Source organism: Bradyrhizobium sp. (genome assembly GCF_036735945.1).
Taxonomy (GTDB): domain Bacteria; phylum Pseudomonadota; class Alphaproteobacteria; order Rhizobiales; family Xanthobacteraceae; genus Bradyrhizobium.
Genome location: NZ_DAINNI010000026.1, coordinates 45,551 through 60,769 on the forward strand (window position 1 = coordinate 45,551; position 15,219 = coordinate 60,769).

At 64.0% G+C, this 15,219-nt stretch carries 13 protein-coding genes; 11 read left to right on the plus strand and 2 right to left on the minus strand.

From position 1 onward, the window contains the following. Positions 1–5 precede the first annotated feature (5 nt). The gene (locus V7E26_RS12015; protein WP_324416059.1) at positions 6–1,601 is read right to left on the minus strand and encodes an ABC transporter substrate-binding protein; all 1,596 of its coding nucleotides are present in this window, start codon (positions 1,599–1,601) and stop codon (positions 6–8) included. A 190-nt stretch (positions 1,602–1,791) separates the two neighbouring features. Between V7E26_RS12015 and V7E26_RS12020 the strand changes: the two genes are divergently transcribed. The 7 genes from V7E26_RS12020 to V7E26_RS12050 all read left to right on the plus strand — a co-directional run bounded on the left by V7E26_RS12020 (position 1,792) and on the right by V7E26_RS12050 (position 11,063). Then, positions 1,792–3,045 (plus strand): NAD(P)/FAD-dependent oxidoreductase, encoded by a 1,254-nt coding sequence (locus V7E26_RS12020; RefSeq protein WP_324416061.1) that lies wholly within the window; start codon positions 1,792–1,794, stop codon positions 3,043–3,045. A gap of 96 nt (positions 3,046–3,141) precedes the next feature. Then, a complete protein-coding gene (locus tag V7E26_RS12025; protein ID WP_324416063.1) occupies positions 3,142–3,396 on the plus strand; it encodes a DUF6489 family protein in 255 nt (84 codons plus the stop codon). Between the two features lie 66 nt (positions 3,397–3,462). Next, positions 3,463–4,197 carry an alpha/beta hydrolase family protein gene (locus tag V7E26_RS12030; RefSeq protein ID WP_324416082.1) on the plus strand — a complete coding sequence of 245 codons (735 nt, stop codon included), beginning with the start codon at positions 3,463–3,465 and terminating at the stop codon, positions 4,195–4,197. Between the two features lie 157 nt (positions 4,198–4,354). Then, entirely contained in the window at positions 4,355–5,899 is a 1,545-nt protein-coding gene (locus tag V7E26_RS12035) for a WS/DGAT/MGAT family O-acyltransferase (protein WP_324416065.1), read from the plus strand. 9 nt (positions 5,900–5,908) lie between these two features. Further along, positions 5,909–6,901 (plus strand): alpha/beta fold hydrolase, encoded by a 993-nt coding sequence (locus V7E26_RS12040; protein WP_324416067.1) that lies wholly within the window; start codon positions 5,909–5,911, stop codon positions 6,899–6,901. 185 nt (positions 6,902–7,086) lie between these two features. Further along, positions 7,087–10,326: a bifunctional cytochrome P450/NADPH--P450 reductase gene (locus tag V7E26_RS12045; protein ID WP_324416069.1), complete on the plus strand. Its 3,240-nt coding sequence runs from the start codon at positions 7,087–7,089 to the stop codon at positions 10,324–10,326. A gap of 62 nt (positions 10,327–10,388) precedes the next feature. Continuing rightward, positions 10,389–11,063, plus strand: a complete 675-nt coding sequence (locus V7E26_RS12050) for a spermidine synthase (RefSeq protein ID WP_324416071.1) — start codon at positions 10,389–10,391, stop codon at positions 11,061–11,063. 89 nt (positions 11,064–11,152) lie between these two features. Here the strand turns inward: V7E26_RS12050 and V7E26_RS12055 are convergent, their stop codons facing one another. Then, the gene (locus V7E26_RS12055) at positions 11,153–12,067 is read right to left on the minus strand and encodes an alpha/beta fold hydrolase (protein WP_324416083.1); all 915 of its coding nucleotides are present in this window, start codon (positions 12,065–12,067) and stop codon (positions 11,153–11,155) included. 159 nt (positions 12,068–12,226) lie between these two features. Here V7E26_RS12055 and V7E26_RS12060 point away from each other — a divergent pair, with 159 nt between their 5' ends. The 4 genes from V7E26_RS12060 (at position 12,227) to V7E26_RS12075 (ending at position 15,028) form a co-directional block, all read left to right on the plus strand. Further along, on the plus strand, positions 12,227–12,610 hold the full coding sequence (locus V7E26_RS12060; RefSeq protein ID WP_324416073.1) for a hypothetical protein: 384 nt from the start codon (positions 12,227–12,229) through the stop codon (positions 12,608–12,610). Further along, a complete protein-coding gene (locus V7E26_RS12065) occupies positions 12,607–13,689 on the plus strand; it encodes an alpha/beta fold hydrolase (RefSeq protein WP_324416075.1) in 1,083 nt (360 codons plus the stop codon). The genes V7E26_RS12060 and V7E26_RS12065 overlap by 4 nt, the downstream gene beginning before the upstream one ends. Continuing rightward, on the plus strand, positions 13,686–14,279 hold the full coding sequence (locus tag V7E26_RS12070; protein WP_324416077.1) for a GNAT family N-acetyltransferase: 594 nt from the start codon (positions 13,686–13,688) through the stop codon (positions 14,277–14,279). Before V7E26_RS12065 ends, V7E26_RS12070 begins: the two co-directional genes overlap by 4 nt. Positions 14,280–14,551: 272 nt before the next feature. Beyond that, on the plus strand, positions 14,552–15,028 hold the full coding sequence (locus tag V7E26_RS12075) for a phasin (RefSeq protein ID WP_324416078.1): 477 nt from the start codon (positions 14,552–14,554) through the stop codon (positions 15,026–15,028). Positions 15,029–15,219: the final 191 nt, after the last annotated feature.

The following is a 15,219-nucleotide window of genomic DNA, read 5'->3' on the forward strand; positions in this document are numbered from 1 at the left end:
CCCGATCAGTCCTGTTTGGTCGCCCAGTACAGCAGAACCTGATTGTCGGCGCGCTGCGTCAGCTTCACTTTTTTCGACACGCCCCAGGCCAGCGCCTGCTGGTGCAACGGGATATAGCTGAAGTCCTTGGCGCCGATCTCGTACGCTTCCTTGATCAGAAGGTCGCGCTTGGCCGTGTCCGACTCCTGCAGCACCTTGTCGGTGAGTTCGTCGAGCTTCTTGTTGCAGTAGCCGCCGAGATTGGCCTCGCCGCGGCTGGATTTGGGATCGTCGCGGCAGCCCATGATGTCGAACAGGACGTTGTGGGAATCCAGCGTGCCGGGCGTCCAGCCAAGCAAATAGAACGAAGTCTGGTAGCCACCGGGCTTCAGCACCTTGGCGAAATACTGCGCCTTGGGCTGGGCCAGCAACGTGACCTTGACGCCGATGCGGGCGAGCATGCCGACGACCGCCTGACAGATCGCGGCGTCATTGACGTAACGGTCGTTCGGGCAGTCCATCGTGACTTCGAAGCCGTCGGGATAGCCTGCTGCGGTCAGCAGCTTCTTGGCGCCCTCTGGATCGAATTTCGGCCGCGTGAAGTCACCGGACAGCTTGAACAGTTGCGGGGCGATCATCAGGGCCGAGGGCGTCGACAGGCCGCGCATGACGCGGGTCTTGATCAGTTCGATATCGATGGCCTTGAAGAAGGCCTCGCGCACCCTGACGTCCTTGAACGGGTTCTTGCCCTTGATGTTGGAATAGAGCAGTTCGTCCCGCACCTGATCCATGCCGATGAAGATGGTGCGAAGTTCCGGTCCCTTCAGCACCTGCGCGTTCGGGCTGGAATCGATCCGCGTGATGTCCTGGATCGGTACCGGCTCGATGACGTCGACTTCGCCCGAGAGCAGGGCGGCGACGCGCGTGGCGTCGGAGCCGATCGGGGTGAACACGATCTCCTTGAGGTTATGCTCCGGCTTGCGCCACCAGTTCGGATTGGCCTTGTACACGGTCTTGACGCCGGGCTGATGGCTTTCGACCGTGAACGGGCCGGTGCCGTTGGCATTGAGCGAGGCAAAGCTCGGCGTCGTCGCGGCGGCGGGCGTGGGCTCGACGGCGTTGTTCGCCTCGGCCCATTTCTTGTCCATGATGTACCAGGTATCCCATTGCGAGTTGAGAATGGGATTGGGCGACGTCAGGATGAAATCCACCGTGTAGTCGTCGACCTTGACGACCTTGGCGTCGGTGGGAATGCGGGTCTGCAGGTTCGAACCCTTCTTGCGAACGCGGTCGGCCGAGAACACCACGTCGTCGGCGGTGAAGGGATCGCCGTTCTGGAATTTCACGCCTTTGCGCAAATGAAACCGCCAGCGGGTCGGCTCCGGCGTTTCCCAACTCTCCGCCAGCGCGGGGACGATCTTCAGGTCCTTGTCGCGGGCGACGAGACCTTCAAACACATGCCCGAGATGGGCATGGGTGGTGGTCTCGTTGAGGGTGTAGGGGTCCAGCGATTTGAGATCGCCCTGGTTGGCATAGCGCAGGGTCTGGGCCGATGCCGGCGCCATGGCTAGTGCCAGGATGGAAGCCGTGGCCACTGCAAGCAAAGTCTGACGTACCGACATCTGTTCGATTTCCCCGCTTTGATCAGCAATTTCCGCTGTTAACGGCGGATATTGCCGAGCCATGTTGCCAGAGTCCAGCCGCCGCGCAAGCTTCATTATCCCGCATTGCGTGCCGGTTTGCGCGGCGGTGCGGCAAAGACTAGGTTGCGCCTCAAGGCGAGCGCGGGGCATTGGACTTTCGGAGTGTTGGATGGCGGAACTGAAGGCCGATGTTCTCGTCCTCGGTGCGGGCATGGTCGGCGTAAGCGCCGCTCTGCACCTGCAGAAGCGCGGCCGCAACGTGGTTCTCATCGACCGGAACGACGTCGCCGGCGAGGAGACCAGCTATGGCAATGGCGGACTGATCGAATGCGCCTCGGTTTTTCCCTACATGTTTCCGCGGAACGTCGGCGAGATCCTGCGCTATGCCTTCCTTCGTGCACCGCAGGTCAATTATCATTTCAGGGATTTGCCGGCCTTCCTGCCCTGGCTGGCACGCTACTTCCTCGCCTCGTCGCCGCAGCGTGCGTTGCATAGTGCAATGGCCGAACTGCCGCTGATCCAGCGCAGCCTGATCGAGCATGAGGCCCTGATCGAGGAAGCCAATGTTCCGGAATTGTTGCGGCGGACCGGCTGGATCAAGCTGTTTCGCTCTGAGGCGACGCTCGCCGCGGCGCTGAAGGATCTCAAGCGTGCCGGCGAGCATGGCGTCACCGGCGAGGTGCTGGACGGTCCGGCGGTGATCGCGCGAGAGCCGCATCTGACAGGCGAGTTCAGTGGCGCGATCCATTTTCCCGCACCTGGATTCGTACCCGATCCCGGCGGGCTGGCCAAGGCCTATGCCGCGCTGTTCGGCCGCAAGGGTGGGCGCTATCTGGTGGGCGACGCCCGCACCCTCGAACAGTCCGGCGCCCGCTGGAAGGTCGCCACGCTGGAGGGCACCATCACGGCGCGCGATGTCGTCGTCGCCATGGGGCCGTGGTCGGACCAGATATTCGGGCCGCTCGGCTATTCGATCCCGCTGCAGGTCAAGCGCGGCTACCACCTGCATCTCAAGCCAGGTGGCAACGCGGTTCTCAATCATCCCGTGCTGGATACCGATCAGGGCTTTCTGCTGGCGCCGATGACTCGCGGCATCAGGCTGACGACCGGCGCGGAGTTTGCCCACCGTGATGCGCCGCCGACGCCGGTCCAGGTCGAGCGGGCGCTGCCGCGCGCGCATCAACTGTTTCCGCTGGACGGGCCGGTCGACGCCAAGCCATGGATGGGCGCACGGCCCTGCCTGCCCGATATGCTGCCGGTCATCGGCAAGGCCCCCCGCCATGCCGGGCTGTGGTTCGATTTCGGCCACCAGCACCACGGCCTGACGCTCGGGCCTGCCACCGGCCGCCTGGTGGCTGAATTGATGACCGGCGAGACCCCGTTTGCCGACGCCAGGCCGTTCGCCGCCGAACGTTTTGGTTGACCATATCGGAATTGAGCAAGGCGGGACCCGGGCTTTTCCTTGCGCAATCAGGGCCATCGTGGCGATACTGCAAGGAAGCCAGCAAGAGGAGCGGTCATGAAAGTTAACGTCGAAATCGATTGCACGCCGCTGGAGGCCAGGCAGTTCTTCGGATTGCCCGATGTCTCGCCGATGCAGACCGCCGTGATGGACAAGATGCAGCAGCAGGTGATGGCCAATATCGAGAAGGTCTCGCCGGAATCGCTGATCCAGAGCTGGTTCACGTTCGATCCGAAGATCGCCGAACGGTTCCAGGATATGTTCGTGACCATGGCCGGCCTCGGCGGCCTGGCTTCGAAGGACAAGAAGTAAGTGGCCATCGCGGAGGGCGGGGTGGCGACGGAAGAGCAACGACTTCGGCCGCCGAGCCTGTTCCTGATGCTGGCCGAGGCGCGGGGCCTGTTCGAACTGAATTCGAGCCTCTGGCTGTCGCCGCTGTTGCTGCGCGCGCCGAAGGGCGACGGCCATCCGGTGCTGGCGCTGCCGGGCTTTCTCGCCAGCGATATCTCGATGGCGCCGATGCGGCGCTACCTGAAAGAACTCGGCTACGATGCCCATGCATGGAACATGGGCCGCAATCTCGGCGGCGTCGTCTCCAGGCGCGGCGCATTGTGCGACCTTCTGCGCAGCATTCATGAGACGACCGGCCGCAAGGTCAGCCTGGTCGGCTGGAGTCTCGGCGGCGTCTATGCCCGCGATCTTGCCGTGCAGGCGCCGGAGATGGTGCGCTCGGTGATCACGCTCGGCAGCCCCTTCGCCAACGATATCCGCGCGACCAATGCCACGCGCCTGTATGAGGCGCTGTCGGGGGAGACCGTCGACGACAATCCGCAAATCCTCGCGGCGATCGCCGGGGACATGCCGGTGCCGGCGACTTCGATCTATTCCCGTACCGACGGCATCGTGAACTGGCACACCAGCCTGTTGCGCCCCTCCGCGACCGCCGAGAACATCGAGGTCCACTTCGCCAGCCATATCGGGCTCGGCGTCAACCCCGCTGCACTATGGGCGGTGGCCGACCGCCTGGCGCAGCCGGAGGGCGAATTCAAGCATTTTGACCGATCAGGACCTTTTGCCATTGCCTACGGCCCCCCTGAAAATGCACAATCCTGAACCAGCGCCCTGACTTTCAAGGGCATGATCCCTGATGGTCCCGCCCTGCATTTGACGCGGGATGGCTAGCGGACTTCGGATATGCTCCAATAATAAAGACATTCCAGACGCCAGAAGCGCCGCCAAGGCGCCGCGTTATCGACTGCGGGAGGAGAAAATGGCGGACGCCAAGAAACTGTCTTCGCTGGACGCGTCGTTCCTGTACCTGGAAACGCCGGAAATGCCGATGCATGTCGGCAGCATGGCGATCTTCCGCCTGCCGGACGGTTACAAGGGCGACTTCTTCGAAGAGTTCAAGGCGATGATCGCCTCGCGGCTGCACATCGCGCCGATCTTGAAGGCCCGTCTGGAGAAGGCGCCACTCGACATCGATCATCCGTCCTGGGTCGAGGACGACCAGTTCGACATCGACCGCCACATCTTCCGCGCCAGCCTGCCGGCGCCGCGCGACCGCGCCACGCTGGAGCGCATCGTCGGCTGGGCGCATGCCAAACTGCTCAACCGTGCCCGCCCGCTCTGGGAGTTCTACGTCTTCGAGGGCATGAAGGACAACGAGATCGGGCTCTACTCCAAGATGCACCATGCCTGCATCGACGGCGGCGCAGGCGCCGCGCTCACCAGCATGATCTATGACGTCACGCCGGTGCCGCGCCAGGTCGAGCCGCCCGCCGCGCGCAAGGTGGCGCAGGAGCCGCGCGACATCGCCGCCAACTTGATCGATTCCTATCAGGCGCTCTGGACCCAGCCGTTCGACGCCAACGCCGCGCCGAAGAGTCTCGAGCTGCCGCGCACGGGAAAAAGCGATCTCGGCTCGATCCTGTTCGACAACGCCATGTTCCAGATCGAGACCGCGGTGAAGTTCGCAAGCTCGGTGCCGACCGTACTGAAGTCGCTCTCCGACGTGGTCGGCAAGATTTCCGATCCGAAGTCGCGCGACAGCCTCGCCAGCATGGCCTCGCCGCCGACGATCCTCAACAAGTCGATCTCGTCCGAGCGCAGCTTTGCCGGCGTCTCGATCTCGCTGTCGCGCGCCAAGGCGCTGGCGAAAGCCTCCGGCGGCAAGCTCAATGACGTCGTGCTGGCGCTCTCGTCCGGCGTGGTGCGGCGCTATCTGATCAGCCAGGGCGGGCTGCCGAACAAATCCCTGACGGCGGCGGTGCCGATCTCGCTGCGCGAAGAGGGCAATGCCGACGCCAACAACCAGGTGTTCGGCATGATCTGCTCGATCGCCACCAATGTGGAAGATCCCAAGACGCGGCTGGAAACCATCATCGCGCAATCCACCAAGTCGAAGGAGATGTCGCATCCGCTGCGGGCCCTGGTGCCGCAGGTCTCCAACCTGTCGATGCTGGGTGCGCCGATCGTGACGCAGATCCTTGCGCTGCTGTATAGCCGGTCCAACCTGTCCGACGTGCTGCCGCCGGCGGCCAACATCACGGTTTCCAACGTGCCCGGGCCCCGGCAGACACTCTATGCTGCGGGCGCCGAACTCCTGCACATCTTCCCGGTGTCGATCTCGACGCACGGCATCGCGCTCAACATCACCGTGCAGAGCTATCGCGACCAACTCGATTTCGGCTTCATCGCAGGCGCCAACATCATTCCGCATGTCCAGGTTCTCTGCGACATGCTGCCGACCGAATTTGATGCGCTGGAGGCGGCGTTCGCGCCACCGCCGAGCATGACCAGCGCCGCTGAATAGGAAGTCGCAATGATTGAAATGCCGCCGCTGCAGTTCGCCCACGTGAACGGTATTCGCATGGGCTACTACGAGGCGGGGCCCAGATCCGACGCGCCGCCGGTCGTGCTCTGCCACGGCTGGCCGGAGTTGGCGTTTTCCTGGCGCCACCAGATCAAGGCGCTGAGCGAGGCCGGCATCCGGGTGATTGCGCCGGACCAGCGCGGCTATGGCGCGACCGACCGGCCCGAAGCGGTCGAGGATTACGACATGGAGCATCTGACCGGCGATCTCGTCGGTCTGCTCGATCATCTTAAGATCGACAAGGCGATTTTTGTCGGCCACGATTGGGGCGGTTTCGTCGTCTGGCAGATGCCGCTGCGTCATCCCGCTCGCGTGGCCGGCGTCGTCGGCGTCAACACGCCGCATTGGGACCGCTCGCCGGCCGATCCGATCGAGCTGTTCCGGAAACGGTTCGGCGACAGCATGTATATCGTGCAGTTCCAGGATCCGGCGCGCGAGCCGGACAGGATCTTCGGCAGCCGGGTCGAGCAGACGTTCGACGCCTTCATGCGCAAGCCGCTGCCGCGCAAGGATGAGCCGGATCAGCCGCCGGTTGCCGGCGTCGGCGCTTCGGCCAAGACCAATCTGGCGTTCCCGCAGATGATCGCGGCCTATGACGCCAAATTCGATCCGCGCACGCCGATCCTGTCGGCGGAGGAGAAGAAGGTGTTCGTCGATACCTTCAGCAGGACCGGATTCACCGGCGGCATCAACTGGTACCGCAATTTTTCACGCAACTGGCAGCGCTCGGAAGGGCTCGACCATACGGTGCGCGTGCCGTCGCTGATGATCATGGCCGAGAACGACGCGGTGCTGCCGCCGTCGGCCACCGAAGGCATGGAGCGGCTGGTCGCGGATCTCGAAAAATATCTCGTGCGCGACAGCGGCCATTGGACGCAGCAGGAAAAGCCTGACGAGGTCAGCGCCAAGCTGATCGAATGGCATCGGAAGAGATTTGGATAAATAGGGGCTATCTCCACCGTCATTGCGAGGAGCGAAGCGAGCTTTGCAGTCATTCCGGGGTGATGCGCAGCATCGAACTACGGGGCGCCCTTGCGCCCCTGAGAATCTCGAGATTCCGGGTCTGGTCCTTCGGACCATCCCGGAATGACGGCGAGGATGGGATTAGGCAGGGAGACACTTCGACAATGGCGTCCAGCAATAAACTCAGTCCGATCCCGCATCCGCCGAAGAAGCCCGTCGTCGGCAACATGCTGTCGCTGGACCCCAACGCGCCGGTGCAGGATCTGGTGCGGCTTTCGAAGGAGCTCGGGCCGATCTTCTGGCTCGACATGATGGGCGCGCCGCTCGTCATCGTCTCCGGCCACGACCTGATCGACGAACTCTCCGACGAGAAGCGCTTCGACAAGACGGTGCGCGGTTCGCTGCGCCGGGTCCGCGCCGTCGGCGGCGATGGGCTGTTCACGGCCGATACATCAGAGCCGAACTGGAGCAAGGCGCACAACATCCTGCTGCAGCCGTTCGGCAACCGCGCGATGCAGTCCTACCACCCGAGTATGGTCGATATCGCCGAGCAGCTCGTCAAGAAATGGGAGCGCCTCAACCCCGACGAGGAAATCGACGTCGTGCAGGACATGACGGCGCTGACGCTCGACACCATCGGGCTGTGCGGCTTCGAGTACCGCTTCAACTCGTTCTATCGTCGCGACTACCACCCATTCGTGGAAGCGCTGGTGCGCTCGCTCGAGACCATCATGATGACCCGCGGCCTGCCGCTGGAAAATCTGTGGATGCAGAAGCGGCGCAAGACGCTCGCCGAAGACGTGATGTTCATGAACAGGATGGTCGACGAGATCATCGCCGAGCGCCGCGGCAGCGCCGACGCCACCGAGACGAAGAAAGATATGCTCGGCGCCATGATGACCGGCGTCGACCGCTCGACCGGCGAGCAGCTCGACGACGTCAACATCCGCTACCAGATCAACACGTTTCTGATCGCCGGGCACGAAACCACCAGCGGGCTGCTCTCGTGCACCCTCTACGCGCTGCTCAAGCACCCAGAGGTGCTGAAGAAGGCGTATGAGGAAGTCGACCGGGTGCTCGGGCCCGACGTCAATGCGAGGCCAACCTACCAGCAGGTCACGCAGCTTACCTACATCACGCAGATCCTGAAGGAAGCGCTGCGGATGTGGCCGCCGGCGCCGGCCTACGGGATCACGCCGCTCAGCGACGAGACCCTCGCCGGCGGCAAGTACAAGCTGCGGAAGAACACGTTCATCACGGTGCTGGTGATGGCGCTGCACCGCGACCCCAGCGTCTGGGGCCCGAACCCGGACGTCTTCGATCCCGAGAATTTCAGCCGCGAGGCCGAGGCCAGGCGTCCGATCAATGCGTGGAAGCCGTTCGGCAACGGCCAGCGCGCCTGCATCGGCCGCGGCTTTGCGATGCACGAGGCGGCGCTGGCGGTCGGCATGATCCTGCAGCGCTTCAAGCTGCTGGACATTCACCGCTACCAGATGCACCTGAAGGAAACGCTGACCGTCAAGCCCGACGGCTTCAAGATCAAGGTGCGGCCGCGCGCCGAGAAGGACCGCGGCGCCTTTGCCGGTCGCGCCGCAGTGGCGGCGGCCGCCTCGAATGCGGCCGCGCCGCAGGCCCGCACACGACCCGGACACAACACGCCGCTACTGGTGCTCTACGGCTCCAATCTCGGCAGCGCCGAAGAGCTGGCGACTCGGGTCGCCGATCTCGCCGAGGTCAACGGCTTTTCGACCCGGCTCGGCGCGCTCGACGATTATGTCGGCAAGCTGCCGGAGCAGGGCGCGCTCCTGATCTTCTGCGCCTCCTACAATGGCGCGCCTCCCGACAACGCCACGCAGTTCGTTAGATGGCTGGACAGCGGCCTGGCGAAGGATGCGCTCGCCAAGGTGCGCTATGCCGTGTTCGGCTGCGGCAACAGCGACTGGGCCGCGACCTATCAATCCGTGCCGCGGCTGATCGACGAGCAGTTGGCGGCGCATGGCGCGCGCAGCCTCCATGGCCGCGGCGAGGGCGACGCCCGCAGCGATCTCGACGGCCAGTTCGAGAAGTGGTTCGCGGCGGCCGCGCCCGCGGCGATGAAGGAACTCGGTGTCGATACCGGCTTCGCCCGCAGCGCCGAGGACGCACCGCTTTATTCGATCGAGCCGGTCGCGGCATCGACGGTTCACGCCATCGTGGCGCAGGGCGGCGTCGCGCCGATGAAGGTGCTGGTTAATTCCGAATTGCAGAGCAAGGCCGGCGGCCATCCGTCCGACCGCTCGACCCGGCATATCGAGGTGCAATTGCCGCCCGGGGTGACCTACCGCGTCGGCGACCATCTCAGTGTCGTCCCACGCAACGATCCGGCGCTGGTCGATTCCGTCGCGCGGCGTTTCGGCTTCCTGCCGGCCGACCAGATCCGGCTGCAGGTCGCGGAAGGCCGACGCGCGCAATTGCCGGTCGGCGATGCCGTCTCGGTCGGGCGTCTGCTGACCGAGTTCGTCGAGTTGCAGCAGATCGCGACCCGCAAGCAGATCCAGATCATGTCGGAGCACACCCGCTGCCCCGTCACCAAGCCGAAGCTGCTCGCCTATGTCGGCGACGATGCCGCGTCCACCGAGCTGTATCGATCGGACGTGCTGGCGAAGCGCAAATCGGTGTTCGATCTCCTGGAGGAACATCCGGCCTGCGAGCTGCCGTTCCACGCCTATCTGGAAATGCTGTCGCTGCTGGCGCCGCGCTATTACTCGATTTCCTCGTCGCCCTCGCTCGATCCAGCGCGCTGCAGCGTCACCGTCGGCGTGGTCGAGGCGCCCGCCAACTCGGGCCGCGGCGTCTACAGGGGCGTCTGCTCCAATTATCTCGCCGGCCGCCGGGTCGGCGACAGCGTGCATGCGACGGTGCGCGAGACCAAGGCCGGCTTCCGCCTGCCGGACGGCCCTTCAGTGCCCGTGATCATGATCGGCCCCGGCACCGGGCTGGCGCCGTTCCGCGGCTTCCTGCAGGAACGCGCGCACCGCAAGGCGCAAGGCGCGAAGCTCGGTCCCGCGATGCTGTTCTTCGGCTGCCGCCATCCCGATCAGGATTTCCTCTACGCCGACGAACTGAAGGCCTTCGCCGCCGACGGGATCACCGAGCTGCATATCGCGTTCTCGCGCGCCGACGGGCCGAAGACCTATGTGCAGCATCTGGTCGCCGCGCAGAAGGATCGCGTCTGGAGCCTGATCGAGCAGGGTGCGATCGTTTACGTCTGCGGCGACGGCGGCAAGATGGAGCCTGACGTCAAGGCGGCGCTGGTTGCGATCTACCGCGAGAAGTCGGGGGCGGATGCCGATGCCGGATTGCGTTGGATCGACGATCTGGGCACGAAGAACCGCTATGTGCTCGATGTGTGGGCGGGTGGGTAATTTTGTCGTCTCTGCGAACGCAGATGACCACAGCGACCATGACGGCATGCTAAAAGCCCTGCATGATTCCCTGGGAAAAGATCGACACCGCCCGCATTCCCGGCACCGGCGATGAACTCCGCCTGATGCGCCGTGGCAAGGAGTTCTCGATCAAGCTCGGCAGCAACGAGCTGATGAACAGCCGTCTCTCGGGCTCAGAAGAAGCCTTGGCGACGCTTGCGGCGAAGCGCCTCGAGAAGGTCGCAGGCCCGCACATGCTGATTGGCGGCCTCGGCATGGGCTTCACCTTGCGCGCGGCGCTCGCGGTTCTCGGCAACAAGGCCAGGATCGTGGTCGTGGAACTGGTACCGGCGGTGGTGGCCTGGGCTCGCGGCCCGATGGCGGACATCTTTGGCGACAGCCTGAATGATCCACGCGTGACCATTCGCGAGGCCGATGTCGCCGACACCATCCGCTCGCAGCGTGCGAAATTCGACGCGATCCTGCTCGACGTCGACAACGGTCCGGAAGGATTGACGCGCAAGGGCAACGACGCGCTCTATAGCCTGACCGGCTTGAATGCCGCGCGCGCCGCGCTGCGGCCGGGCGGGGTGCTGGCGGTGTGGTCTTCGGGACCGAATCCCGCGTTCACAAAACGCCTGCGCAGCGCGGGCTTCGACGCCAACGAGATCAACATCCGCGCCACCGGCAAAGGCAGCGGCGTGCGTCACGTCATCTGGATGGCGAAGAAACCGTAGCCCGGATGGAGCGCAGCGCAATCCGGGGCAGTTGCGCGGGCTGATGATGATCCCGGAGTGCGCTGCGCTCCATCCGGGCCACTCGTAATTCACGCCGCCTTCGCCGCCGCGCCATGCGCGTGCTTGTCGATCGCATCGATGATCTGTGGCCACATCGGGATCGGTAGCGCATGGCCCATGCCTTCGACCATCAAAAGCTTCGCGCCGGGGATCGAGGCCGCGGTGTCCTTGCCGCCTTCGGGGCGCACCAGCGGATCGACGGTGCCGTGGATGACCAGCGTCGGGATTTTCAGGTGATGCAGCCGTTCCTTGCGGCTGCCGGATGCCAGCACCGCCCGCAACTGGCGGCCGACGCCGGCCGGATTGAGGCCGCGCTCGAAGGTGCGGGCGGCGCGCGCCGGGTCGAGCGCTTCGTCCTCGGGGAACGAGCCGACGCGCAGCACCTTCCAGGTCCTGGCGAACCGCTCGAAATACTCTTCCCTGGTCCGCGGCGGCGGCGCCATCAGCATGGCGGCGGCCTCCCGCGTCGGCGGCGGTATTTTGGGGTTGCCTGTCGTCGACATGATCGAGGTCAGCGAGCGCACCCGCTGCGGGAACGAGAGCGCGACTTCCTGCGCGATCATGCCGCCCATCGAGGCGCCGACGAGGTGCGCGGACTTGATGCCGAGCACGTCCATCAGGCCGATGGTATCCTTGGCCATGTCGATCAGTCGGTAGGTCGATGCGACCGGCATCTTCAGGAACTTCAGCTTCAGCAGTTCGAACGCCGTCAGGCGCTTGCCGCCGGAGAGATGGGAGGATTTGCCGATGTCGCGGTTGTCGAAGCGGATGACACGAAACCCGCGCGCGGCAAGCTGGCGGCAGAAATCGTCATCCCAGTGGATCATCTGGGCGCCGAGCCCCATGATCAGCAGCAGCGGTTCCGCAGCCGGATCGCCGAAGATTTCGTAGCAGATGTCGATGCCGTTGGCGCGGGCGATTTGTGGCGGGTGATGGGTGAGAATCGCGTCTTCCTTCGGTGGTCCGGCTTGGGGCCACTATGGCAGGGTTTCCCGCAGCAGAGAGGGCTCGGGGGGGGTAGACCGGCCCGCCGCAACGGTGTGGTATGGCGGCAATAGAAGCGAAGCGTGGCAAGCGCTCGTCAGCGTGAGGGAGAGCGCGCAATGGCCGACAAGGGCAACGATCCTGCCGAAATCTGGCGGACCATGATCGGGGAGATGGAGAAGGGGTTCAACTCCTTCGCCAACCAGACGATGACGTCGCCGGAATTTTCCAAGGCGATGAATCAGTTCGGCGGCGCCAGCGCGGGCGCGCAGAAGCAGCTCGGCGAACTGATGGAGAAATATCTGCTGGCGATGAATCTGCCGAGCCGGGCGCAGATGGTCGGCATGGCCGAGCGCATCCAGGCGATCGAGGGCCAGCTCAACGAGATCAAGGCGCTGCTGATGCAGGTGCACCACAACTCGCTGGCGCCGGATGGCGGCCATGGCGCGACGCCGCGCCCACCGCGCACCAAGCGCCCGCCCTCGGAGGGAGAGCAAAAATGAATGCGCCCACGGGTCTCGATTTTGCCTCCGTCGCCGAGCGGGTCCAGTCCGAAGTGCAGCGCGCGATCCAGCGCAGTATCAAAGGCGTCGAATATATTTCCTCCTCAGGTCCCTCGCTCGGCTCGACGCCGAAGGATATCCTGGCGGTCCGTGGCACCATGAACCTCTATCACTACCGGCCGATGGCGGATGAAATCTACCGCGTGCCGATCCTGATCGTGATGGCCACCACCAACCGCGGCTACATCCTCGACATGGTGCCGGGCCAGAGCTTCATCGAATTCCTCCTTAAGCGCGGCTACGACGTCTACATGCTGGACTGGACCGCGCCGAAGCCGGAAGAAAAGAGCCTGCGGATGGAGGACTACGTCCTCGACTTCATCCCGGATTGCGTCCGCCGCGTGCAGCAGGATTCCGGCGAAAAGGACGTCAGCATCATCGGCTATTGCTTCGGCGGCGTGCTGTCGCTGCTGTACGGCTCGATCTTCAATGACGGGCCGATGAAGAACCTGATCTGCTTCACCACCCCGATCGATTTCCGCGAGATGAAGCTGTTCTCGAACTTCGCCGACCGTCGCTATTTCGATGTCGACCGCCTGATCGACACCACCGGCAACATGCCGCCCGAACTGATCCTGCAGTCGTTCGAGATGCTGCGGCCGGCATCGCGCGTGGCGAGCCAGGTGCAGCTCTGGGAGAACATCTGGAACGACGAATACGTCAAGGCCTACCGGATGATGGATCGCTGGGGCACGGACACCCTGCCGCTGGCCGGCGAGTATTTCCGCGACATCACCAAGAACCTGATGTGGGACAACAGGCTTTACAACGACACCATGTCGGTCGGCGGGCGCGAGGCGAAGCTTGCGAATATCAAGGTGCCGATCCTGCATGCAGTCGCCGAGCACGATCACATCGTACCATACGATGCGGCAAAGCATCTGATCGCCAAGATCGGCTCGACCGACAAGGAGGAGGTGATGCTGAAAGGCGGTCACGTCAGCGTCGTCGCCGGCGGCAACGCGATCAAGCGGCTGTGGCCGAAACTGGATTCCTGGCTAGGCAAGAGATCAACATGAGCGAGCAACGTTCCTATCCCCGCCACGTCCGAACCGACGCCGGCGACATCGAATTCCGCCTGATGACCCGCGCCGACGAAGCCGGGGTGCTGGCGTTTGCGCGGAAGCTTCCGACCCATGATCTGCTGTTCCTGCCGCGCAACATCAGCCAGCCAAAGGTGCTGTCGGCCTGGATCAACGAGATCGAGCGCGGCGCCATCGTCAGCCTCCTGGCGGTGAAGGGCGGGACCGTGGTCGGTTGCGGCACGCTGGTGTGCGATCCGCATTCCTGGTCGCCGCATGTTGGTGGCATCAGGATGGTGGTGTCGCAGGACGTCCGCGGGCAGGGCGTCGGCCGGGCGCTGTCGCAGGAGACTTTTGCGATTGCCCTGGGCGCCGGGCTGGAAAAGTTGACGGTGCAGATGACGGTCGACCAGCAGGCGGCAATCGCCCTGTTCGAGAGCCTCGGCTTCAAGGCCGAGGCGCTGCTGCGGGATCACGTCCGGGACGTCGATGGCAAGAAGCACGACATCGTCGTGCTCGGGCACAATGTGGCGCAGGTCAGGGCCCAGATGGAAGCCTACGGGTTGCCGGGGGCTGTCCGGAACTAGTTGGACCAACGCGCTCGACCGCAGCTCAGACAAAAACTCGCGGAACAACCCCATGCAAAGTAGCAGGGCGCGGTGCCATCATTAGACTAAAGTATAATTTTTTGCCGATTTTTCGGACAAAGTGCTCGCCCATCGTAATATTCACAAATTCGTGATACCGCGATGCAACATTGATGTTGCGATGCACCATTAATTATGACACAACACCTTTGCCCCGGGCCAATCCGGACGGGGTGAGCCCATAGCTCAAACCTGAGGATGGAGAAACCCCAATGACCACCGAAACCAATTCCGTGCTGAACAGCGTCAAGGAAGCCTTCGCGCCCGTCACCGAGGCGTTCACCAAGCTCCAGAACATGGAAGTTCCGGAAGCCGCCCGTGAGTTCGTGAAGAAGCAGGCCGAGACCGCCAAGGTTCGCGCCGCCGACTTCCATGCCGGCTCCGAGAAGGTCACCGCCGCGATCGAGACCGCCGTTGCCGGTTCGGTCACCGAGGCCGCCAAGATCAGCCGCAACATCCAGCAGGCGCTCTACCAGGACGCGGAAGCGTTCTTCGCCGGCATCGACAAGCTCGCCTCGGCCAAGTCGCTGAGCGAAGCCGCCCAGATCCAGTCGGAGCTGGTCCGTGCGCGTGGCGAAGCGTTCGTCTCGCGGGCGAAGGCCTCCAGCGAATATCTCGGCAAGCTCGTCGCCGACAGCGCCAAGACCGCGCAGGACAACTTCTCCAAGGTCTATTCCAAGACCGCCTGATCGCGATCCACCTGACCACTGCCGTTTCGAAGGCCCGCTGATGCGGGCCTTCTTTTTGTCGGGTGCTGGAATAGATCAGTCTCGACCCTCATGGTGAGGAGGCGCTCTTGCGCCGTCTCGAACCATGAGGCCACCATGGTGCCGTTCATCCTTCGAGACGCCGCTTCGCGGCTCCTCAGAGTGTGAGAATC